This window comes from Gemmatimonadaceae bacterium (genome assembly GCA_036003045.1).
Lineage (GTDB): Bacteria > Gemmatimonadota > Gemmatimonadetes > Gemmatimonadales > Gemmatimonadaceae > JAQBQB01.
Map to the genome: position 1 here is coordinate 39,875 of DASYSS010000046.1, position 22,504 is coordinate 62,378.

Annotated in this window: 21 protein-coding genes; 14 read left to right on the forward strand and 7 right to left on the reverse strand. The window is 66.3% G+C overall.

The genetic code is table 11. The annotated features are described in order from the left end of the window. Window positions 1-26 precede the first annotated feature (26 nt). Entirely contained in the window at window positions 27-1,163 is a 1,137-nt protein-coding gene (gene menC, locus VGQ44_11650) for an o-succinylbenzoate synthase (protein HEV8447471.1), read from the forward strand. Here the strand turns inward: menC and VGQ44_11655 are convergent. From VGQ44_11655 to VGQ44_11670, 4 genes are all read right to left on the reverse strand, one after another. Beyond that, window positions 1,160-3,538: a DUF2723 domain-containing protein gene (locus tag VGQ44_11655; GenBank protein HEV8447472.1), complete on the reverse strand. Its 2,379-nt coding sequence runs from the start codon at window positions 3,536-3,538 to the stop codon at window positions 1,160-1,162. The two genes, menC and VGQ44_11655, sit on opposite strands and share 4 nt — an antisense overlap. A gap of 201 nt (window positions 3,539-3,739) precedes the next feature. After that, window positions 3,740-4,759, reverse strand: a complete 1,020-nt coding sequence (locus VGQ44_11660) for an ROK family protein (GenBank protein ID HEV8447473.1) — start codon at window positions 4,757-4,759, stop codon at window positions 3,740-3,742. Between the two features lie 3 nt (window positions 4,760-4,762). Further along, a complete protein-coding gene (gene waaF / locus VGQ44_11665) occupies window positions 4,763-5,827 on the reverse strand; it encodes a lipopolysaccharide heptosyltransferase II (GenBank protein HEV8447474.1) in 1,065 nt (354 codons plus the stop codon). Continuing rightward, complete coding sequence (locus tag VGQ44_11670) at window positions 5,828-6,469, reverse strand: UdgX family uracil-DNA binding protein (GenBank protein ID HEV8447475.1); 642 nt, start codon at window positions 6,467-6,469, stop codon at window positions 5,828-5,830. 144 nt (window positions 6,470-6,613) lie between these two features. Between VGQ44_11670 and VGQ44_11675 the strand changes: the two genes are divergently transcribed. Next, window positions 6,614-6,763 carry a lmo0937 family membrane protein gene (locus VGQ44_11675; GenBank protein ID HEV8447476.1) on the forward strand — a complete coding sequence of 50 codons (150 nt, stop codon included), beginning with the start codon at window positions 6,614-6,616 and terminating at the stop codon, window positions 6,761-6,763. Between the two features lie 20 nt (window positions 6,764-6,783). Here VGQ44_11675 and VGQ44_11680 read toward each other — a convergent pair whose 3' ends face one another. Then, window positions 6,784-8,115, reverse strand: a complete 1,332-nt coding sequence (locus tag VGQ44_11680) for an NAD(P)/FAD-dependent oxidoreductase (protein HEV8447477.1) — start codon at window positions 8,113-8,115, stop codon at window positions 6,784-6,786. Window positions 8,116-8,261: 146 nt separating this feature from the next. Between VGQ44_11680 and VGQ44_11685 the strand changes: the two genes are divergently transcribed. Next, window positions 8,262-8,585: a DUF3175 domain-containing protein gene (locus VGQ44_11685; protein HEV8447478.1), complete on the forward strand. Its 324-nt coding sequence runs from the start codon at window positions 8,262-8,264 to the stop codon at window positions 8,583-8,585. 15 nt (window positions 8,586-8,600) lie between these two features. Here VGQ44_11685 and VGQ44_11690 read toward each other — a convergent pair whose 3' ends face one another. Both VGQ44_11690 and VGQ44_11695 read right to left on the reverse strand, forming a co-directional pair. Then, window positions 8,601-9,095: a DUF6496 domain-containing protein gene (locus VGQ44_11690; protein ID HEV8447479.1), complete on the reverse strand. Its 495-nt coding sequence runs from the start codon at window positions 9,093-9,095 to the stop codon at window positions 8,601-8,603. A gap of 31 nt (window positions 9,096-9,126) precedes the next feature. After that, window positions 9,127-9,777, reverse strand: a complete 651-nt coding sequence (locus tag VGQ44_11695) for an Hsp20/alpha crystallin family protein (GenBank protein ID HEV8447480.1) — start codon at window positions 9,775-9,777, stop codon at window positions 9,127-9,129. 213 nt (window positions 9,778-9,990) lie between these two features. On the opposite strand from VGQ44_11695, the gene VGQ44_11700 reads away from it, so the two are divergent. The 11 genes from VGQ44_11700 to VGQ44_11750 all read left to right on the forward strand — a co-directional run bounded on the left by VGQ44_11700 (window position 9,991) and on the right by VGQ44_11750 (window position 22,436). Beyond that, entirely contained in the window at window positions 9,991-10,401 is a 411-nt protein-coding gene (locus VGQ44_11700; GenBank protein ID HEV8447481.1) for a hypothetical protein, read from the forward strand. Window positions 10,402-10,487: 86 nt separating this feature from the next. After that, window positions 10,488-12,428, forward strand: a complete 1,941-nt coding sequence (locus tag VGQ44_11705) for a cbb3-type cytochrome c oxidase subunit I (GenBank protein HEV8447482.1) — start codon at window positions 10,488-10,490, stop codon at window positions 12,426-12,428. Continuing rightward, entirely contained in the window at window positions 12,425-13,030 is a 606-nt protein-coding gene (locus tag VGQ44_11710; protein HEV8447483.1) for a heme-copper oxidase subunit III, read from the forward strand. Before VGQ44_11705 ends, VGQ44_11710 begins: the two co-directional genes overlap by 4 nt. 1 nt (window position 13,031) lies before the next feature. Continuing rightward, a complete protein-coding gene (locus tag VGQ44_11715; protein HEV8447484.1) occupies window positions 13,032-14,222 on the forward strand; it encodes a cytochrome c oxidase assembly protein in 1,191 nt (396 codons plus the stop codon). A 60-nt stretch (window positions 14,223-14,282) separates the two neighbouring features. Next, on the forward strand, window positions 14,283-15,245 hold the full coding sequence (gene coxB / locus VGQ44_11720) for a cytochrome c oxidase subunit II (protein HEV8447485.1): 963 nt from the start codon (window positions 14,283-14,285) through the stop codon (window positions 15,243-15,245). Window positions 15,246-15,300: 55 nt separating this feature from the next. Beyond that, on the forward strand, window positions 15,301-15,960 hold the full coding sequence (locus VGQ44_11725; protein HEV8447486.1) for a cytochrome c3 family protein: 660 nt from the start codon (window positions 15,301-15,303) through the stop codon (window positions 15,958-15,960). Continuing rightward, entirely contained in the window at window positions 15,957-18,788 is a 2,832-nt protein-coding gene (locus VGQ44_11730) for a 4Fe-4S dicluster domain-containing protein (protein HEV8447487.1), read from the forward strand. The genes VGQ44_11725 and VGQ44_11730 overlap by 4 nt, the downstream gene beginning before the upstream one ends. Next, entirely contained in the window at window positions 18,785-20,209 is a 1,425-nt protein-coding gene (gene nrfD, locus VGQ44_11735) for an NrfD/PsrC family molybdoenzyme membrane anchor subunit (GenBank protein HEV8447488.1), read from the forward strand. The genes VGQ44_11730 and nrfD overlap by 4 nt, the downstream gene beginning before the upstream one ends. Next, on the forward strand, window positions 20,202-20,750 hold the full coding sequence (locus VGQ44_11740; protein ID HEV8447489.1) for a DUF3341 domain-containing protein: 549 nt from the start codon (window positions 20,202-20,204) through the stop codon (window positions 20,748-20,750). The genes nrfD and VGQ44_11740 overlap by 8 nt, the downstream gene beginning before the upstream one ends. 13 nt (window positions 20,751-20,763) lie before the next feature. After that, complete coding sequence (locus VGQ44_11745) at window positions 20,764-21,363, forward strand: cytochrome c (protein ID HEV8447490.1); 600 nt, start codon at window positions 20,764-20,766, stop codon at window positions 21,361-21,363. Then, window positions 21,360-22,436 (forward strand): hypothetical protein, encoded by a 1,077-nt coding sequence (locus VGQ44_11750; GenBank protein HEV8447491.1) that lies wholly within the window; start codon window positions 21,360-21,362, stop codon window positions 22,434-22,436. The genes VGQ44_11745 and VGQ44_11750 overlap by 4 nt, the downstream gene beginning before the upstream one ends. The last annotated feature ends 68 nt before the right edge of the window (window positions 22,437-22,504 follow it).

Sequence of the window (22,504 nt, forward strand, 5' to 3'; positions counted from 1 at the left end):
CTCCCCGGCTTGTCGACTTTCAACCGATGATTTGTCTCGAGCGAATCACCATGCGCGAGATCCATCTCGCGCTCAAGGAACCATTTCGCATCTCGTCGGGCGTCGAGTCGACGCGGCGCATCCTTCTGCTCGAGCTGGTCGACGAGAGCGGCGCCCGCGTCTGGTCCGAGTGCGTCGCCTCGGCGCTGCCGAACTACACCTCGGAGACGATCGACACCGCGTGGCTCGCGATCAGCAAATGGCTGGCGCCTCGCGTGCTCGGCCGCCCGCTCGTCGACGCGTCGCACGCACAGTTCGAGCTCGCGGCGAACGTGCGCGGGCACAACATGGCGAAGGCCGCGATCGAGATGGGATGCTGGGGTCTCGAGGCGGTGATGCGAAAGCTGCCGCTGGCGACCTTGCTCGGCGGAACGCGTACGGAAGTGCCGACCGGCATCTCGCTCGGGCTTCAGGAATCGCCCGCCGCGTTGGTCGAGCGCGCGCAGGCCGCCGTCGGCGCCGGATACCAAAAGGTCAAGCTCAAGATCGAGCCGGGGCGGGACATCGAGTTCGTCCGCGCGGTGCGCAAGGCCGTCGGTCCCGACATCGAGCTGATGGCCGACGCCAACGCCGCGTACACGATCGACGACGGCACGCACCTCACGCGGCTCGACGAGTACGGTCTCATCATGCTCGAGCAGCCGCTCGGCGCGGACGATCTGCTGGATCTCGCCGCGCTCCAGCGGCGAATGCACACGCCGATCTGTCTCGACGAATCGATCACCGACGTGAAGCGCGCGCGCGACATGATCGCGCTTCGCAGCGGCCGGATCGTCAACATCAAACCGGGGCGCGTCGGAGGACTCGCGGCGTCGAAGGCCATTCACGACGTCTGCGCCGAAGCGGGAATTCCGGTGTGGTGCGGCGGCATGTTGGAGAGCGGCGTGGGGCGAGCGTACAACGTCGCGCTCGCGTCGCTCCCCAACTTCTCGCTTCCCGGCGATCTGAGTCCCAGCTCGCGCTACTGGGCGACGGACATCGTGTCGCCCGAGTGGACGATGGACGCGAACGGCATGGTCCGCGTGCCGCTGGAAACGCCGGGGCTTGGCGTCGCCGTGGACGCCAACCGCATCGGCCTGATCACGACGCGCCGGGAAGTCTTGCGACCTCCGCGGCGCGACTAGGGCTTTTTCGCCGGGGCCTTTGCCGCCGGCGGCTTCGTCGCCGCGGGCTTGGTGGTCCCCGGCCTCGGCTTCGCCGCCGAGTCTTGTGACGGAGCCGTGGGGATGGCGCCAGGGAGCGGCGTCGCCGCGCCGGTGTCGGTCGGCTGGTTGAACTCTGCCTCCGCGCCGCGCAGCAAGTCCTCGAGGCGAACCGCCTGCGCGACTTCGCGCGACGTGTTGAAGACGCCCTTCGCCTGCGCGGTTCTGCCTTGCATCTTGAGCGCTTCGGCTAGCTCGATGCCCGTCGCGACGTAGAGATACGGAATGCCGACGGAAGGACGGTCGATCCAGTCGCCGGTGTTCAGCACCGAGCGCGGTCCGACGAACGTCTGCGTCCAGAGCGCATAGCTGGTAGCCACGTCGAGCCAGCCGTCTCCCTGCAAGTAGACCGAATCCTTCGGCGTGGCGCTCGGCGGCATGAAGAGCTTGGCCGCGAGCCCCTGAGTGAGCACGTTGTCGCCCAGGCCAAGCTGTTTGGCGTAGCTCCCCGACGTCCGTGCGAAATAGATCGGGCGGTTGGGCCACGAGTCTTGGATCATGCGGAGCACGAAGAGATCCGCGCGCTGCAGGACGCCGTGGTCGAGATTCCGCGGGTCGATCGTCGCCTTGAGCGGACCCGCGGTGAAGTTCATCGGCGCGTTGAGCGGGTAGTACGCCGGCACGGAGTCGGCGTCCAGCATCGTCATGTTGAGTGGCGAGCGCGTCGGCTTGGGCCACTGCCGGTCTTTGTAGATCGCCGGACCCTTCGCGGCGTCGTACTCGAAGATCGGACGGCGAATGATCTGGCGGACGTACCAGTCGGTGTTGAGCAACGAGGTGTTGGCGACGATGACGTCTCGCCGAATGCCTTCGACTTCCTGCGCGTACCACAGAGGGAAGGTGTCGTTGTCGCCGACGGTGACGAGCACGCCGTACGGCTCGACCGAATTGAGCATGTCTGCGGCGAAGTCGCGCGTGTCGCGATGTCCGGCGCGCGACGCCCAGTGCCAGTTCCCGAAAAGCGGGATCAGCGCCAGCGCGAGCACCGGCGAGCTGAGTTGCCAACTCTTTTGCGTGGGCATCACGATGGCTTCGCGTCCCACCTTGACCGTCTCGGTGCCGAGCAGCGAGGCGATCGATTCCCAGACGTACAGCAGACCGAGCGCGGCCCACACGCCCCACGCCGAGAAGCTCCAGAGGAAGAAGTAGTCTCGGTCGCGCACCTCGTGCGGCGCCGGCGACGACGGATCCTGCGACGCGCCCAGCTTGAAGTTCAAATAGAATATCAACAACAGCGTCATCGTGAACATCAGCGAGCCGAAATACCAGAAGCTCCGCTGGTCACGTTTGAAGTGCACCCATCCGCCGAAGACTCCGAGGACGAGCGCGCCGGCGGCGAGCAGCGCCTGCGAGAACGGGTGGTCGCCGTGCGCGTCGCGGATCCACTGCCACTTGAAGTAGAGCCACCACATCGCGACCTGTTCGCCGAATGACGCCTGGCGGTCGCTCAAGTCCGGCTTACCGTACTGGCCGCGGTTGAAGTTGTACTCGAACGCGTCGAGCGTCCCCTTGGAGAACGTGCACGATGCCGCGAGGTGCGTGCGGCACGCGGTCGGTTCTCCTTCGTTGATCGCCGGGAAGTACGCCGCGCGAATCGGCTGCGTCGCAAATGGAGTGAGTCCAAGGACGACCGCGCCGAAGCAGGCGAGGAGCAATCTCCATCGGGTGATCGTCGTCGGTCGGCGGATGAGCACGGCGATGCCGACCGCCGGCGCCGCGAGCATGCCGGCCATGTGGTTCGCGTAGCCGAGACCGCAGATATACGCGACGAGCACGAGAATCCTGTCGGCCTTGGGACCGTCGGGGTCATCGGACCAGCGAATCATCAACCACGAAATCACCGCGATGCCGACGAGCGACACGGTGTAGACCTTCTCGTTGACGACCGACTGATTCCAGACCGTGAACGCCGTCGCGCCGAGCAGCGCGCCGAGCACGCCACCGACGATTCGCTGCCAGCGCGCCGGGAACCACCCCACCAGAATCCGCTCGGTGACGAGGAACCACATGCCGGCCGACGCCGCGCTACAGATCGCCGCAAGAATGTTGATCCGAACCGCGACCGTGGATGCGATCGGCAGGATCGAGAAGGTCCGGCCCAAGATCACGAACAGCGGATTTCCCGGAGGGTGGGGAAGCCCGAACGTGTACGCCGCCGCGATGTATTCGCTCGTATCCCACATCGCCGTAGAGGGCGACAGCGTGATGAGATACAGAAGCAGCGCGCCCAACGAGACGCCGAGGGCGGCCCCGTAGGACGGGCGGTAGTCGAGGTCGGACGTGGAAGGAGCGGACATTTAGAAAGACGAAAGGCGAAGAGGCCGAACTCCGAAACTGCCAAAACTCCGAAACTGCCAAACTCCGAGACTGCCGAACACCGAGACTGCGAAGGTGCCGAACCGCGAAACTGCCGAACGGCGAAACTGCCGACTCCGAGAGGGCTCAGCTGCGAGGCCGGTCCACCGGTCCACCGGTCCACCCAATCCTAGCGGACTCGCCTACAAACCGCCGAGGTGCTGCATCTTGAACGTCGCGACCGCCCCGACCACACCGGCGGTCCCCGGAAGGGCGCCCGGGACGATCCGTGCCGCGTCGACCGCGGGGCGGAAGGCACGCCGGCGGACCTCGGCGCGCATCGGCATGAACAGCGTGTCCCCCGCCTGGGTGACTCCGCCTGCGACCACCACCACGTCCGCGTTCACGATGTTGAGGAGATTGGCGATTCCGGCTCCGAGATAGCGCGCGGTGTCGCGGACGATCTCGTTCGCGACGGCGTCGCCCTGTTGCGCGGCCTTGTACACCGTCTCAGCCGTAATGGACTCGAGCTTCCCATCCACCATCGACGGGAGCATCGACGCGGTCTCCTCACGCACGAGGACCTCGCGTGCGCGAGTGGCTATGGCCGGACCGGAGGCGTAGGCCTCGAGACATCCATAGTTGCCGCATTTGCAGTGGCGGCCGTTGAGGTCGATGGTCGTGTGGCCGATCTCGCCGGCGACGTCGGACGATCCGTGAAAGAGCTTTCCGTCGATGATCAACCCGCCGCCGATGCCCGTGCCGATCGTCATGCCGATGACGTTGGTCGCACCCTGCGCTGCGCCCTGCCACCATTCGCCGACCGTGGCGCAGTTCGCGTCGTTGTCGAGCGTGGCGGGGAGATTGAGCCGTTCGGCGATGCGGTCGCGGAGTGGGAAGTTCCGCCAGCCGAGGTTCGGCGCCACGATGACGATGCCCTTCTCGCGGTCGAGCGGACCGGGCGCGCCGATGCCGACGCCGATGAAGTCGTCGCGCGAGGCGCCGGTTTCCGCCATCGTCGCGTTGATGACGTCCTCGATTAGGCCGACGATGCGATCGGCCACGGTTTCAGCCCCGGATTCGGCACTCGTCGGGATGGAGCGCATGGCGTAGTGCTGCTTGCCGTCGGCCGACATCGCGCCGACCACGATGTTCGTGCCGCCGAGGTCCACGCCGATGATGTATTGCTGCTGCTTCTTCGTGGCCGACGACTTGGTCGCCATGAATCAGGAGCTCCGGGGTGTGGAAACGAGGAAGGCGCGCGTGAGGGCGGCCACGTCGCCGGCAGTAATCTCGCGCATACAGCGCCAATGTCCGAGGGGGCAGCGCCTTGGACCGTGCCGGTCGCAAGGGCGACACTCGAGCCCCACGAATTCCGCCACGGCGGAGCGGTCGGCCAGCGGGCCGAAGCCGAAGGCTGGAACGGTCGGTCCGAAGACGGCGACGGTCGGAGTGTTCATTCCCGACGCCAGATGGAGCGGTGCCGAGTCGTTCGTCACCAGCACTCGAGCGCGTCCGATGACCTCGGCCGACGCGAGCAGGGAAAGCCGCCCCGTGGCGTCGATCGATCGTCCGCCGGTCGCGTCGGCGATTTCGTCGGACAGCGGACGATCGGCTTCGCCGCCGATGACTACGATCCGGGCTTCGGCGACCAGAGCTCGCGCGAGGTCGGCGTAGTAGGGCCACCGCTTCGTGGCCCAGATGCTCCCCGGGGCGAGTGCGACGATCGGCACGCCCGCCGTGACGTCGTGGAGCAACGCGTCGGCGGCGGCTCGCTCGGCTTCGCCGGGAAAGAGCGTCGGACGCGGGCGTGCGCGTTCTGCATCGCCCGCGCGCGCGCCGCGATCAGCGAGCGAGAGCAGTCGAGAGGCGTGGTGCTCGCCTTCGGGGGACACGACGCGCGTGGTGTAGAACGCGCGTCCAGCCGACGTCGAGAATCCGATTCGCTCGCGGATCCCCGCCAACAACGTGAGCGCGCCGCTGCGCACCGAGCCCTGAGCGAGGAATGCCGCGGCGTATCGACGGGCTCGGAGGCGGCTCGCGAGTCCCGCCATTCCGACCACGCCTCGATCCTTGCCGCGCTTGTCGTAAATGATCACCTCGCGAACCGCGGGATGATTCGGCAACACCGCGCCCGCCGCCGGCGTGCACACGACGTCCACCGCTCCCTCCTTCGCCAAGCGGGCGAGGAGCGGAGTGGTGAGAATCATGTCACCGAGAAAGCTCGTTTGAACGACGAGAAAGGAAGGCAAGCGAGGAGGAGTATGTCCGCCGCCCGGCCTCCCGTCCACTCAGCGCATGCGTCGGGCGACTCGTGCGACGTCCGCGAAAAATTTACGCTCGGCGCCGGCCCGTTCGTTTTCGGGGGCCCGCAGCACGGCGGAAGGATGCACCGTCGCGAAGGCGACGGGCGCGAGCTCGGACTCGAGCGGCTTTCCCCGGTGCTTCATCACGCTGAACGCCGGACCGAACACCGCCTTCGCCGCCGTCGCGCCGAGGCAGAGAATCGCCTGCGGACGAATCAGTGTCAGCTCGGCCAGCATCCACGGACGGCAAGCGCGGACTTCGCCGGCACTCGGCGTCTTGTGCAAGCGTCTCACCGTGCGGCGGTCCTTTGCCCATTTGAAATGCTTGACGGCGTTCGTCACGTAGATCTCGCTGCGATCGATGCCGGCGGACTCGAACGCGCGATCGAGCAAGCGCCCCGAGGGTCCGACGAACGGATGCCCCGCGCGATCTTCCGCATCGCCGGGTTGTTCCCCAATGACGACGAGCTTCGCGGTCTTCGGCCCCTCGCCAAAGACCGCCTGCGTCGCGTTCGCGTAGAGCGTACAGCCGCGACACTCCTGCACCGCGGCGCGCATCTTGGGAAGCGTCGGCCGAGCGGGAATGAAGTCGTTCGCCGTACCGGTTGATTCGATCGTCGTGGCCACTCGACTCCTCGATGCGTTGACGAACATCCAAGAGGCGGCAAGCCGCGGACCCATGCGGTCGACGACGGCCGCGGTCGCTTGCCAGTCAACGGTTGGGTACGACAGTTGCCTTTCGATGCAGCGACTTCGACAGAGGATACTCGGATGCTGTACACACTCGCGGTCGTACTCATCGTTCTGTGGGCCCTCGGCTTCCTCGCGTTTCACGTCGGCGGCGGGCTAATCCATCTACTGCTCGTCATCGCCGTCATCGCGGTTCTGCTTCGCGTCATTCAGGGCCGGCGCCCGATCTGACACGAGTTCGTCCGGGGTGGTCAGCGCCGCCGCAGAATCGCGGCGGCGGCTCGCCAGCCGGAGTCGATCGCGCCGTGAACGGTTCCGGTGCGGCCGAGGCGATCGGCGGCCTCACCGGCGAACCAGATCGTGTCGCGGATCGGACGGCTGAGCGTCTCACACGCCGTCGCCCCGCCGACGCGTGAGTACGAGTACACGCCGCGCGAGAACGGATCGTTGATCCAGTCGTGGTAGAAAACCGCGGCAACCTCGCGCCGTATCGCCGCGGGCTTCATTCCGAGAACCGTCGCTATCGACGCGATGGCGAGGCTCTCGAGCTCACCACGAGGTAGGCGGGAGAACTCGGCAGCGGGCGGTCCACCGACCCAACCTACCATGGTGGGCGACGCGATCGGGTACGACGTCCACCAGACCGGGAAAGCAACACGTTCTCGTGTCTGAAGGAACGATGTGGTGTCGAGATCCGGCAGGCCGAGACGCTCGGCGAGCTTCTCGTCCCGCCAGAACGCTCGCTTGAATCTGAATACGAGTTTCACGACGGTCCCCATCGCGGTGAGACTCAGTGCGCGCAGAATCGCCGACGGCAGCGGCGGGTCGAACCGAATGGCTCCCGGCGCGCCGTCCCGTGCGGACAGAACTCCCGGCGTGGCGGTGACCACGACCGCCTGCGCCGTCACGCTTCCGCTGGGCGCCCCGGCGACGTCGCGACACTCGACCTCGACGCGGCGATCGCGCCACACGATGCGCTCGGCGAGCGTCTCGAATCGAACATCGGCGCGCACTTGATCGGCGAGACGCTCGATCAAGGTGTCGTAGCCGCCGACGACACGTCCCATGCGCATCTCGCGGCGATCGCCTTGGGGCCAACCGCCGTCGGCGAGGGCCTTTTCGCTGATCACGGTCGTATCGGCGGCGTGAAAGCCTTCGACGAACAGCTTCGCTCGTTGACGGTCTCTAGGCTTCAACGAGCGATTCGCCGCAAGGGCGTCGGCGAACGAGCGATCCTGGTCTCGATCAGGATCGAGCCGCCGCATCACGCGGTCGATGGTCGACCAGAAGTCGGCCATGACCGCGAGCTCTTTGCCGGCGCGCGTCAGACGGTGGGGCGCGATGTCGAGTGTCGGCAGATGATGCTCTGACGCGACCCGACGGATCGGATCGGCCTCGCCATGAATGAATTCCGCGCCGAGCTCGATCGGGACCTCGAGATCCGACTGGTGCTGCGTGAAGATGCGGCCGCCGAGACGGGCGCGCGCCTCGAGCACGACGACGCGACAGCCCTCCCGCCGAAGCGTGGAGGCGGCGGCGAGCCCCGACGCGCCGGCGCCGATTACAGCGACGTCAAAGTCCACGAGTCGAGAGGGCGGGCGCGCGAGAGCGACATCGAGCGAAGGTACCCAGGTTCAAAGAGTCGAACGACGAGCAAGGCGTTCGCGACCGGCACGGCGCGCGAGTTGAAGAAAAGACGGTCGTCATGCGGCGGGAGGGAAGGCGAGTCGTGACGACGAATACGAAGAACCATCGACGCGCGGGCGCGGCCAAACCGAAACGGACGCGGCGGTGGTCGGCACGCGTGACGCGCGAGAGCAACGCGCTCGATCTGGATCGCGACGTATTCACATGGGATGACCCGAAGCGTATCGCGAGATCGCTCAAGCGGTCGGCCGAGCACAGCCGGCGACGCAGGAGCGAACCGTATCGATCGGCGATGTCGATGTTGACCTTTTACGTCAACCGCGCGGGAAAAAACCTGTCGCCGACGCGGCGACGCGTGCTCGAGAGCGCGAAAGCGGAGCTCAAGCACGCGTTTGGCCGCGACTAACGGCGAACACGCCGATCAGCGCGACTGCCGGGCGCGAGTGCGAGCGGCCTTCTTGGCGGCGGCAGACCGTGCGCGAGCGCCCTTGGTGCGAACGGCCTTCCGCGCGGCCGCCGAGCGCGCCGACGCGCCTCGCCGACGTGCGCTGGAGCGCGCCTGGCTGCTGAGCGACTTTCGGCTCGCGGCGCTGTGCCCTTCGCGGCGCAGCGCGCCCTCAACGGCGCGCGACCGCTTGCGCGACGTCTTTCGGCGTCGCGACTTTCCCTTGGCGAGGTCGCGCTTCGCCTTCGTGCGCGTGCGTGACGAGCTGCTCTTGCTCGGCTGGAGCTTGACGCCCGAGCGTCGCGCCTTCGACAGTCCGATGGCGATCGCCTGCTTCGTCGACCGGGCGCCGTGCTTGCCCTCGCGAATGTGATGCATCTCCTCGCGCACGAACTCGCCGGCCTGCGTCGAGGGTGATTTGCCCTCGGCTTTGTCCTCGTGTGCGCGCTCGATCGTTTCACGTTCCGGCATTGTCCCTCCGTTGGTTCGGCGGCGTCCGACGTCAGCGAATCTGGATCTGGCGCGCACGACGCTCGTCGAGTTTGGGCGCCGGCAGCGTGATCTCGAGAACGCCGTCCTTGAAGCTCGCCTCGCAATTGTCGGACTCGATGCCTTCGGGGAGCGGGATGGCCCGATAGAACGAGCCGTAGTTCCGCTCGCTGCGATAGAAATCGTCGCGGTTTTCTTCTCGTTCGGAATGGCGATGCCCCGAGATCGCGAGCACGCCGTTCTCGATCTCCGCCTTCACGTCCTCTTTCTTGAGACCTGGAAGGTCGGCGCGCACGACGAGCTTGTCGCCGCGGCGGAAGGTCTCGACCTGCGGCGCCCACGCCGACTGGTCTTCGTCGAGAAACCCTCGCCATGGTCCCGCGGATGCCCCGAGACCGAACGCGCGTCCGAGCCCGAAGTTCTCGAACAAGCGATCCATGTCGTCGGCCATGCGCCGCATCAAGGTGAATGCTCCGGAGCGCGGTCCGCGAACCGGGGCGTTCGCGGATTCAGCCGCGGGCGCCCGCGTCGCGGCTTGACCGCGGGTTTCGCGTTCGGTCGAAATAGACCGTTCGCGGTCACCGGTGCCGATGTTCTTGCCGAAGCTGTGGCTCGCCCCTTGGTGCGGATTTTCATCCCGTGTGTAGTCTCGATCGTCGGCCATTGGATTCTCCCTTGTGCCCCGAGTGCTCGGGGAGGGACGTGCGTGGGGAAAGTGCTCGACGCCGATTGCGCCGAGCGATGGGCAGATCTGCTTCGCGCCGCAATCAGCATGCCCTGAGTAAGAAGCGTTGCGGCGTGATGGACCGCGTGAGGTGTTTGGCGCGAGCACTGCATTGACTAGCCGGCGGCGGGCGAACCTTACCCTGGATGGGCGGTGAAACCAAAGACAGCTCTCGTCATCGGCGCCGCGTGCGCGCTGCTGTTCGGGGCGATGCTCCTCACGTCACCCGACGGAATCCTCCGCGGTCTCGGCCTCGAGCCGCACGGCGACGGAATTCTCGTTGCTCGGGATATGTCGATCCTCGTGTTCGGATTTGCCGTGCTGGACTGGTTGGGTCGAAATGCCGAAGGGAAGATGTTGCGCACGATACTGATCGCGAACCTGTTCGTACATGTTGCCGGGTTCGCGTTGCGCGGCGCCGGCATCGTGACGCATCAACTCCCCGGCGCGGCGTGGCCGAGCCTGGTGGCGCAGGCGGTGCTCGCGACGATTTTCGGTTTGGCGCTCCTCGCGACGCGGGCACGCGATCGTCGACGCAGCGACAAGTTGATTCGAGCCGCCTGAGCGATTGGCTCGGCTTGGGGGCACATGTGATGCAGTCTCACATTGCCCGGAGTTTTCGCGCGGCGAACTCGAGCAATAGGCTAGACGTGCTGGCAAGCGACGGCGGCGTGAGCGGACTGCGCCCGGTGTCATCGGCAGCCGACGATATCGGCCGCGGCGACCCCGCGTTGAGCACCAGATTGACGGCGCTGTGGGAGACGCCCGACACGTGGGTCGCCCGGATCGCGACGGTCGATCACAAGACGCTCGGCAAACGATACGTCTACACCGCGTTCGTTTTTTTTGTGCTCGGTGGCATCGAGGCACTGCTGATCCGTCTGCAGCTGGCGCGGCCGGACAACACGCTGATCTCGCCAAACGCGTACAACCAGCTGATGACGATGCACGGCGTGACGATGATGTTCCTCTTCATCCAGCCGGTGCTGTCGGGGTTCAGCTTCTACTTGACGCCGCTCATGATCGGGGCGCGCGAGTTGGCGTTTCCCCGGCTGAATGCGTTTAGCTACTACGCGTTTCTGCTCGCCGGCGTCTTCATGTACGCGAGCTTCGCGATCGGCCAGGCGCCCAACGCCGGCTGGTTCAACTACACGCCGCTGGCCGACGCGGTTCACGACCCGGGACGGAACATCGATTTCTACGTTCTCGGGCTCCTGTTCCTCGGCACGTCGACGACGGCGGGTGCGTTCAACTCGATCGTCACCATTCTCAAGCTGCGCGCGCCCGGCATGTCGCTGTCGACCATGCCGCTCTTTCTCTGGAGCTCGTTGACGGTGTCGTTCGCCGTCGTGTTCTCGATGCCCGCCTTTACCGTCGCGCTCGGCTTCTTGGAGCTCGAGCGACAATGGCACTTCGCGTTCTTTGACGCGGCGCGCGGAGGCAGCGCGCTCCTCTGGCAGCATCTCTTCTGGGTCTTTGCGCATCCCTGGGTCTACATCGTGTTTCTGCCGGCGACCGGGATGTTGTCGATGGTCATTCCGACCTTCTGCCGCCGGCCCATCACCGGACACACGTACGTCGCACTGTCGACCGTGGCCACCGGGGCGATCGGCTTTGGCGTGTGGGTGCATCACATGTTCGCGACCGGGCTGCCTCAGCTCGAGATGAGCTTCTTCGGCGGTGCGAGCATGCTCATCTCGATTCCGAGCGCGGTCACGATCTTCGCGTGGCTGGCGACGATGTGGTACGGACGCGTCGTTCTCGCGACTCCGATGCTTTTCGCGCTGGCGTTCATCGTCCAGTTCGTCATCGGCGGCGTGAGCGGCGTGATGACCGCCGCGATTCCGTTCGATTGGCAGGCGACGGACACCTACTTCATCGTCGCGCACATTCACTACGTGTTGCTCGGCGGAAGCGTCTTTGGGTTGTTCGCCGGAGCGTACTACTGGGCGCCGAAAGCGTACGGCCACATGCCCAACGAGGCGGTGAGCAAACTCGCGTTCTGGCTCATGTTCGTCGGATTCAACGTCGGGTTTTTTCCGATGCACATGAGCGGGCTGCTCGGAATGCCGCGGCGTGTCTACACGTACGCGGCGTCGAGCGGTCTCGCGGGACTCAACCTCATCTCGACCGTCGGTGCCTATTTGCTGGCGATCGGGATCGCGATCGGGCTTTGGAGTTTGTATCGCTGCCGCTCGCATGGGCCGGCGGCCGGCGCGAATCCGTGGGGAGCGGCGTCGTTGGAATGGCTCACCACGTCGCCGCCGCGGCCGTTCAACTTCGCTCACGTTCCTCTGGTCGACTCGCGCCATCCGCTTTGGGACGGTGCGTACTCCGTAGGCCCGTCACTCGACGGCGCGCGCCTTTCGCCGCTGACGACGGCAGTAGACGGCGAGCCGGTGGCTCCGATCGCGCTCCCAGAAGACAACGTGTGGAGCGTGGCGATCGCCGTCGCGATGCTGGTCGCGTTCGCCGCGTTGCTGGCGCGTATCGACGTGCTTGCGGCCGCCGGCTTCGTGACGACGCTGTTGTGCCTTGCCCGCTGGATGTGGCCGGCGAGCGCCCACACCCCGGCAGCCGCGGAAGCATGACGAGCGTCGCATGGACGAACGGTTCGACTTCGGGGCGGCGCGGAAGCGCGGAGGTCGGCCGGTGGGGGATGACCCTCTTCCTCATCAACGAAGGGACCCTCTTCGCCTGTCTGGTCAGCAGCTACTTCTATCTCGCCCTACGAAATCCCGCGTGGCCGCCCGCTGGGGTCGAGAAGCCGTCGCTTCCCATTCCGGCGGTAATGACGGCATTGCTGCTCTCGAGCAGTGGGGTGCTGGTGATCGCGGAGCGTGGATTCGCGGCGAGACGGCGGCTGCGCTACCGGGTCGGAGTTCTGCTCACCATCGCGCTCGGTACGGCTTTTCTCGTGCTCCAGGGCGTGGAGTACGCCGACAAACTCGAGCGCCTGCGCCCCTCGCAGAACTCGTACGCCTCGCTCTTCTACACGATTACCGGATTGCACGGCGTGCACGTGGCATTTGGTCTTCTGTTCCTGTTGTGGGCGCTGCTGCGAGAGGTGCGAAACACCGCTCACCCGCCGAAGTCGCTCGCCATCAGCAACGCCTCGTGGTACTGGCATTTCGTGGATGGCGTTTGGCTGGTGATCGTGACGTCGCTGTATCTCTCGCCGCGCTGGTCGTGACATGACAATGCTCTTGGAGGTCGCGCGCTGGCCTGGCTGGTTTGACGACGGTGCGCCCACGGTTGCCGCCGCGGCTCTCGGCGTTGCGTACGCGATCGCGGCGGGGGCGATGCGCCCTCGACGCGCGTGCGCCGTGACCAAAACTCAGCTGGCGTGCTTCTCCGCCGGTTTTCTCGTTCTCGCCGTCGCGCTCGTGTCTCCGCTCGAGCCGTTGAGCGAACGCCTGTTTGCCGCCCACATGATCCAGCACCTGCTGTTGGCGACGGTTGCGCCGCCTCTCCTCGTTCTCGGCGCGCCGACCGCCCGAGCGATTCGCCTCGCGGCGCCGACGATGGATCGGTGGCTGGGTGTTTTCGCCGAGAGAACGGGGCTCGGTCGCGCGTGGCGGTTTGCGTCTCTGCCTGTCGTCGCGTGCGGTCTACACGCTCTCGCCATCTGGGCATGGCACGCTCCCGCGCTTTACGAGCGTTCGCTGCGGAATGACGCCGTCCACGCCGTCCAACACGTGAGCTTGGTTGGGACGGGCGTGTGCCTGTGGTGGAGCATCCTTCGCCCCCGGAAGGCGGGGCTCGATGCCCGCCGCACGGCCTTCGCCCTGGGAATCATCACGATCTTTGCGACCGCGTTGCAAACCGGCGCGCTCGGCGCGCTCTTCGCGTTGTCGCGCCACGTCATCTATCCGTCGCAATCGACGGCGGCCGCCACGTGGGGTGTGACGCCGCTCGAGGATCAGCGGCTTGCCGGAATGCTGATGTGGATTCCCGGCGGAATCGTATATGTGATCATGATGAGTGTCCTGTTCGTCGCATGGCTGGACGGGCCGGCGCGCCGTGCGAGGACGGCGCTGACGGTCGCCTCCGGAGCGATCGGGCTGATGAGTTGCGGCCGCGCGGAAGCGCGAACCGTGCCTGGTGGCGACGCGGCGCGCGGCCGTGCGGCGATCGTGGCGGCGGGTTGTGGCGCGTGTCATGTCATCCCTGGAATTCAAGGCGCCGCCGGGCAGGTCGGCCCGCCGCTGAAAGGCGTGGGCGACCGTTCGATCGTCGGCGGCGTGCTGCCGAACACTCCGGACAATCTGATCGCGTGGCTCGAGGATCCGCCTGCGTACGCGCCGCGCACGACCATGCCGAACCTCGGTCTCTCAGCGGCAGCCGCTCGCGACATCGCCGCGTACCTGTACTCGAAGAGGTGACCGACGCTTCGACGCTCGCGAGTTGGACGGCTCGTTCTGCCGTGCGCGGCGATCGCCGCGTTGCTCTACGGGGCGGGCTGCGCGACGCCGCTCAGCACGTTCTCGCACGCCAGCGACGCGGCCGAGCGAACGGCGACCCTCTCGTGGCTCATGGTGGCGGTGTCGACCGCGATCTTCATCCTCGTTTGCGTCGTGATGGTCGCGGCGATCGCGCGCGGAAAGGGCAGCGAGCGAGGGATCGTGGGTCTCGAAGAGCGCGGACGCGGCTGGCTCCTCTGGGGTGGACTCGTGCTCCCCGTCGTCGTGCTCTCTCTCGTGTCGGTCATCGCCGTGCGCGTCATGCGTCAGCGAATTCCCGCAGAGAACGCGGTCACCATCCTCGTGACCGGCCATCAGTGGTGGTGGCAGTTGGACTACGACCTGGGCTCCGCTCAAACGCGTTTTCGTACGGCCAACGAGCTCCACGTTCCCGTCGGCCGCCCGGTCCTCCTGAAGCTGACGACGAGCGACGTGATTCACAGTTTCTGGGTTCCGTCGCTCGCCGGGAAGATGGATCTCCTCCCTGGCGACACGAACGAGCTGAGGGTCGAGGCACGCCGAGCCGGAACGTTCACCGGCGCGTGCGCGGAGTACTGCGGCGCGCAGCACGCGCACATGGCGATCACGGTGGTCGCTGAAGATTCGGCATCGTTCGCTCGTTGGGTAACGGCCGAGGCCGCGCCAAGTGTTTCGAGTCTGGACTCGACCGCCGCGGCGGGCCAGCAGCTGTTCACGAAGGGTGTGTGTGCGACGTGTCATACGGTTCGCGGCACCGACGCGCGTGGGCCGGTCGGCCCCGATCTCACGCACGTTGGAAGTCGACTGACGATCGCCGCCGGCTCGCTGACGAACTCCTTCGGCGCGATCGAGGGATGGATCGCCGATCCGCAGGCCATCAAGCCCGGGGCGGCGATGCCGACGCTCAACGCGTACAGCGGGCCCGAGTTGCGCGCGCTCGCGGCCTACGTGGCGAATCTTCGTTGACGACGAACGCGAGGGATCGATTCATGCAACGCCGGTGCAGGTCAAAATCGGAACGATGCCAGCGCTTTTTCCGTGGTGGACGAACTCCCTCGCGCGAGCATCGTTGCTCGTGGCTGCGCTGCTCGTGGTGGGACTTCCGGTGGCGCTGATGGCGTGGGTGCGCACGCCATTCGCGACCGGTGAGGGGGGGATGGTTGCCCAGCCGGTGCCCTTCGACCATCGCGTACACGCGCACTCGCTTCGCGTCGACTGCCGGTTTTGCCACGCGTCGGTCGAGCTCGCGGCGACGGCCGGTGTTCCTCCGACGACGGCGTGCGTCGGCTGCCACACCAAAGCGCTCCAGGAGTCTCCGACGTTCGCGCCCGTGCGAGCGAGTCTCGCGTCGGGCCGGCCGATCCCGTGGCGGCGCGTGAACGCGTTGCCGGACTTCGTGTACTTCGACCATTCGATCCACGTCGCCAAGGGCGTCGGATGCGAGTCGTGTCATGGACGCGTCGACGAAATGGCGCAGGTGTCGCAAGCGACGCCGTTGTCGATGGGATGGTGCGTCAGCTGCCATCGGAATCCGGTGGCGAGCCTGCGGCCGCGCGACGAAATCACGACGATGGGCTGGCTCGAAACGCACACCGCGCGATCTCGCGACTCGATCGGCGCGCGCCTGATGCACACGAACGGCGTATTGAGCCTCACGAGTTGTTCCACGTGCCACCGATGAACGACAGGGAGCGCGATGCGGGCCTCGACCGCCGCGAGTTTCTTCGGCTCGCCGGTGCAAGCATCGCGCTCGCCGGACTCGACGGATGCACTCGCATGCCGGCGGAAAACATTCTGCCGTACGTCGACAATCGTCCCGAGCTCACGCCGGGCGTCGGTCAGCACTACGCGACCGCGATGTGTCTCGACGGAATCGCGACGGGGCTGATCGTCGAGAGCCACGAGGGACGGCCCACGAAGATCGAAGGCAATCCCGATCATCCCGCGAGCCTCGGCGCCAGCGGCCCGATCGAGCAGGCGTCGATTCTCCAACTGTACGATCCGGATCGCGCGAAGTTCGCCCGCATCGGAGAGAAACGGTCGAGCTGGAAGGAGATTCAAGCCGAACTGTCGCCGTCGAGCCTGGGAGCGCGGGTCGGATCTCGAGGGGAGCGACTGAGAATTCTCATCGAGCCCACGTCGTCGCCGCTCGAGGAAGAATTGCTGGCGAAGGTGTTGGAGCGGTATCCGGGCGCGACGGTTCACATGTATGCGCCGATGGTCGCGGAGCGCGCGACCTCGCCGCTCGTCCCGCACCACGACGTCTCTCGCGCCGACGTGATTCTTGCCGTCGACGCCGACTTCCTGGCCAGCGGTCCGTTTCACCTTCGATACGCTCGCCAGTTCGCCGACAATCGCCGCCTGAAGGCTCCGACCGACGCGATGAACCGCCTGTACGCGATCGAGTCGGATTTCACGCCGACGGGCTCGGCGGCCGACCACCGATTCGCCGTGCGACCACGAGACCGCGCGATGGTGCTGAGCGCTCTGATCGCTCAGGTCGCGAACTCGAGTGGGCCGAGCGCACCAGCGTGGATTGAGGGGGTCGCAAGAGACCTGAAAAGCCGGCCCGGTCGCAGCGTTGTCATCGGAGGCTCGCGTCTGTCGGCCGAAGAACGGAGCATCGTCGATCAGTTGAATGGCGCCGTTGGCGCGACCGGGGCAGGGGGTCTCGCGTGGCACGCTCCGAACCCGTTGATCGGCCGGTCGGTGCCGATCCGGTCCTTCGCCGAGCTGCTCGCCGAGCTGCACGCGAAGGTGGTCGACACGCTCATCGTGGTTGGAGGGAATCCGATTTACGCTTCGCCCGCCGCTCTCGCTCTCGCGTCGCTCATACGAAGCGTGCCCAACGTCGGCTACGTGGGGCTCTACGAGAACGAGACCGCGCGGGTCGCACGCTGGTTCGTTCCGCAATCCCACTATCTGGAGTCGTGGGGCGACGCGCGAGCGTACGACGGCACGCTTTCGATCGTGCAGCCGCTCGTCAGTCCTCTCTACGAATCGATCACGCCGCCGGAGCTGTACGCCGTGATCGCCGGTGTTGAAGAGAACGGTGGTGCGTACGCCCTTCTTCGCTCCTCGGTGAACACCCGCGTCTCGACTGGCGCCGATGCGGCGTGGACGTCCGCGCTGCGTCGCGGTGTGGTTGCCGACACGGCCTTCCCACCTGCCGCGGCATCGGCGGTGCCAGGCCCGGCCGTCGCGGCGACGGTTTTGCCGCCCACGGCGGAGAGCGGGGCCGGGGCCGGCATCGACGTTGTCTACTCGGCCGATCCGAAGGTGCACGACGGCTCGTTCTCGAACAACGCATGGCTTCAAGAGCTGCCGTCGCCGCTCACGCAGCTCGCGTGGGGCAACGCGGCGCTGATCAGTCCGACGACCGCGAGACGTGCGCGGCTCGAGAGCGGTGATGTCGTCACGCTGTCGGCGAAAGGCCGCTCGCTGACGATTCCGGTGCTCGTCGTACCTGGCCACGCGGACGACGCGGCCACGCTGCACTTCGGCTACGGACGCGCAGGCGGCGAATCGGTCGCACGAGGCGTCGGCTCGAATGTGTATCAACTGTGGCCGACGTTCGATACGTGGGTCGAGCATGGCGCGACGATTGCGCCGACCGGGACCGCCACCCCGTTGGTGATTGCGCAAACGCACGAGACGCTCGCGGCGAGCCGTCCGGTCCGAGCGGCGACGCTCGACGACTACCGAAAGGCGCCCGCGACCGTCGGCCTGCGGCCGGAGCGGGTCCTCTCGTTGTATCCGGAACCTCCGGAACGGCTGCTCGCCAACGGCACGAACCAGTGGGCGATGACGATCGACCTCGGGACGTGCATCGGATGCAACGCGTGCGTCATCGCCTGCCAGTCGGAGAACAACATTCCCGTCGTCGGCCCGGGCGACGCGCGCAACGGCCGAATCATGCACTGGATGCGGATCGACCGGTACTTCGAGGAACGAGAAAACGAGGTCGCCGCGCTCCTCCAGCCGATGCTCTGCCAACATTGTGAAAAAGCGCCGTGCGAGTACGTGTGCCCCGTCGAGGCGACGGTTCACAGCGCCGACGGGCTGAACGAGATGGTGTACAACCGCTGCGTCGGGACGCGCTTCTGCTCCAACAACTGTCCGTACAAGGTGCGCCATTTCAACTGGTTCGACTACAACGCGCGCCTCTCGGAAACGGAGTTGATGTCGAAGAACCCGAACGTCACGGTCCGCGAACGCGGCGTGATGGAGAAGTGCACGTTCTGCGTGCAACGAATTCGCGAGGCCGAGATCGGCGCGGGGCGCGAGGGTCGTCAGCTTCGCGGGTCGGAAGTGCGGACGGCGTGTCAACAAGCGTGCCCCACCAACGCCATCGTTTTCGGTTCACTCACGGAAGACGGCTCGGCGGTCGTGCGTACGCGGAACGCGGCGCGCGCCTACACGGCGCTGCACGAGCTTGGCACGCAGCCCCGGGTGAGCTACCTGGCGCGCATTCGCAATCAGAACGCCGACCTGCCGCGCGAAGGATGACCGCGACCTCCGTCGAACCGCGAGCGGCGGAGCAGCGACCAGCCGAACCCGACGCGCCCGAATGGCCGGTCTTCCGGTTCAAGGGAACCGACGAGCAGTTGACCGATCTGCTCCTTGCGCCTCTGCGCGGTGGAGGGCCGATCTGGTGGGCGTTGTTCATCGTTTCTTTGGTGGGCGCCGGGCTGTTCGTCGTTTCCATGTGGGTTACTGTCGCCAAGGGCATCGGCACGTGGGGGAACAACATCCCGGTCGCCTGGGCATTCGCGATCACCGACTTCGTTTGGTGGATCGGGATCGGACATGCCGGGACGTTCATCTCCGCGTTCTTGTTGCTGCTCAACCAGCACTGGCGCGCGTCGATCAATCGGATCGCCGAGGCGATGACGATCTTCGCGCTGATGCAGGCGGGATTGTTCCCGCTGCTGCATCTGGGTCGGCCGTGGTTCTTCTATTGGCTGATTCCGTACCCGGCGACGATGGGCGTGTGGCCCAACTTCAAGAGCGCACTGCCATGGGACATCGCGGCGGTCGCCACGTATTTCACCGTGTCGTTGCTCTTTTGGTATGCCGGCCTGGTGCCCGACCTCGCGACCGCTCGCGATTGGTCGCGTTCGCGGGCCGCGCGGATCGCATACGGTGTCTTCGCGCTCGGATGGAGGGGGTCGAGCTTCGAATGGCGGCGTCACCGGCTCGCGCTCGTGCTGCTGGCCGGGCTCGCCACGCCGTTGGTCGTGTCGGTGCACAGCGTCGTGAGTCTCGACTTCGCGATCGCGCAACTGCCCGGTTGGCATTCGACGATTTTCCCGCCGTATTTCGTCGTCGGCGCCATCTACTCGGGGTTCGCGATGGTGATACTGCTCTTGCTCCCCTTGCGCGCCGCATACCGCCTCGAAGACGTGATCACCGAGCGACACTTGAACGCGATGGCCAAGCTCATCCTGACGATGGGCCTGCTGCTCGCCTACGCGTACGTGGTCGAGCTGTTCGTCGCCTGGTACAGCGGCGATCCGAACGAGCGATTCACGTTCCTGCATGAGCGGCCGTTCGGGACATACTCGCTGATTTACTGGATCATGATCGCATGCAACGTCGTCGCGCCGCACGTCTTCTGGTGGAAGCGATGCCGAACGAGCGTGGCCGTGCTGTTCGCGGCCAGTCTGGCGATTCTCGTCGGGATGTGGCTCGAGCGATTCGTGATCATCGTCGTATCGCTCCACCGGGATTTCCTCTCGTCGAGCTGGCACTTCTATCGTCCGACCTGGGTCGATCTGGGGCTGTTGTTCGGCAGCATCGGTTTTTTCGGCGTGCTGTTTCTGTTGTTCGTTCGCTTCGTGCCGTTCGTGGCGATCAGCGAAGTCAAGCGATTGCGACACGAGCTGGCCGCGAATCGCGGGCGCGAGATCGGTCTTCCGCATGCGTGACGCTCACTGGCCGTCCGGAGCCATCGCCGCGGAGTTCGAGGACGCGGAGTCGCTCGTTCGCGCCACTCGCGAGCTGGATCGCGCCGGGTATGCGAAGGTCGAGGCGTACTCGCCGTACCCGATCCTCGAGGTTGAACGGCCGCTCTTCGCACGGCCCTCGCGCCTTCCCGTCGTCGTCTTTCTCGCCGGGCTCGCCGGCGCGGTACTCGGCTACTGGATTCAATGGTACGCGAACGCCGTCTCGTATCCGCTGAACATCGGCGGGCGACCGGCCCACGCGACGCCGGCGTTCATCATCCCGACGTTCGAGGCGACGGTGTTGTGCGCTTCGCTCGCCGCTTTCGTCGGCCTGTTCTGGTTGTTGCGCTTGCCCCGGCCGTGGCATCCGATGTTCGAGGCGGACGGCTTCGAGCGCGCGTCGATCGACCGGTGCTGGGTCGCGATCGACATGACCGACGACCGCGTGGATGCGCGTCGAACCGCCGCCGACCTGGCGGTGCTCGGCGCGCGCCATGTCGTTCGCGTGCCGCCGCTCGACTGACATGTCTGCGCGGATGAGCCGCATCCTCTCGCGCGCGCGCCTGGCGGCGGTGGCCGCCACACTCGCGTGCTGGCACACCTCGAGTCGCCGAGAAGCGCGCGACTTCGAGCGCATGCGGCGCCAGCAGCGGTACGACGCATATGACGCCAGCGGATTCTTCCCCAACGGGGCTGTCATGCAGGCGCCGCCGGCGAACACGATCGCGCGAGATGACGGGCCCCCACGCCTGCCGGTCAACGGCGCGAAGCAGTACGCCATCTCGTGCGCTCCTTGTCACGGGGCCGGGGGATTCGGTGGCGGCCCGATCGCGCCAAACCTCGGAGAGCGGCGGCCGCCGTCGCTTCGCACGGTTCGCGTGTCGAGTATGTCCTCCGCCGCGCTCATGACCATTGTGACGGATGGGATCGGGCGAATGCCGCCGCTCGGCTGGCAGTTGCCGCCCGGCGCACGCACGGCAGTGCTCGCGTACATGCAGACCATCGCGAGCTCGCCGCGCACTCTCGCAACCTTCGCCGATTCCGCGCAAGCAGCTCGTCTCCGCGCGCTCGACTCGTTGGAGAGGGCAGGCGCGAGCGTCCGAACGATCCTTCAGCTCCCGCTACCGCACCCATGACTGGCGCCCGAGTCTCGAACCGCTTGGCGACCTTCGCGACCATATGCGTTGCGGTGACGATCGCCGGGCTCGTCTTGGCGGCGCGGCAGACGGCGGCCGTGTTGCTCACCGCGTATGTCGCGACATTGAGCGTCGTGCTCGGCACGATGGCGATGACGATGATCGCCCAACTCACCACGGCGACCTGGTTCGCTTCGTTCGAGCAACCCGCAAAGCGGATCCTGGCTTCCTTACCGGTGCTCGCGCTGCTCGGCGTGGTTCCGGTTGCCGTCGCGATTTGGAATTACACGAGCTCGCCTTCGCCGCCAGGCTCGGCGCGCGCGCAATACCTCGCGCCCTGGTTCGTTGTGTCGAGAGCCGTCGTGTATTGGGCCATCTGGCTGGTGATGGGGCAGCGACTTCTTTCCTCGAAGCGGTCGTCGCGATTCGCGTCGGGCGGACTCGTCGTGCTCGCGATCACGATGACCTTCGCGTCGTTCGACTGGATGATGTCGCTGTCGGTCGGATGGTACTCGACGGTCTATGGCGTCTACTGGTTCGCGGGCGGGATGATCGGGGCGCTCGCGCTCCTGGCGATTCTCGCGCGCTCCAGGTCGGACGACTATCCCGTTGCGCGAAACCGTTGGCTCGCGCTCGGCAGCCTGCTCCTGACGTTCGTGCTGTTCTGGGCCTACATCGGCTTCGCGCAGTACATCGTCATCTGGAGCGGCGACATCCCGCGCGAAGTCACGTGGTATGTCGAACGCGCGCACGGCGCGTGGGGCGGCGTCGCCCTCGCGATCCTGATCAGTGGCGGCGCTATTCCGTTTCTCATTCTCCTATTGGGCCGGACTAGACGAAGCGGCGGCGCGCTAACCGTTCTTTGTGCGCTGCTGCTCGCGTTCCACTACGTCGATTCGTATTGGCTCGTGATGCCCAATCTCGCCCGCGTCGACGCGTGGACGATCGTACTTTCGGGGTTTTCCCTCGGCGCGGTGATCGCCGCCTCGATGCTCCTCGCACGAATGAGAACGGCAGGGGTCCGACAAGCCCTCTCCGCGATGCCGACGCGCGCCCGGCCACCGAGGACGTGATGCAAATCACGGGTCGTGCACGCTTCGTGCATCCTCCAGTCGCCGCGCGACCACCCACGCGCATAGCC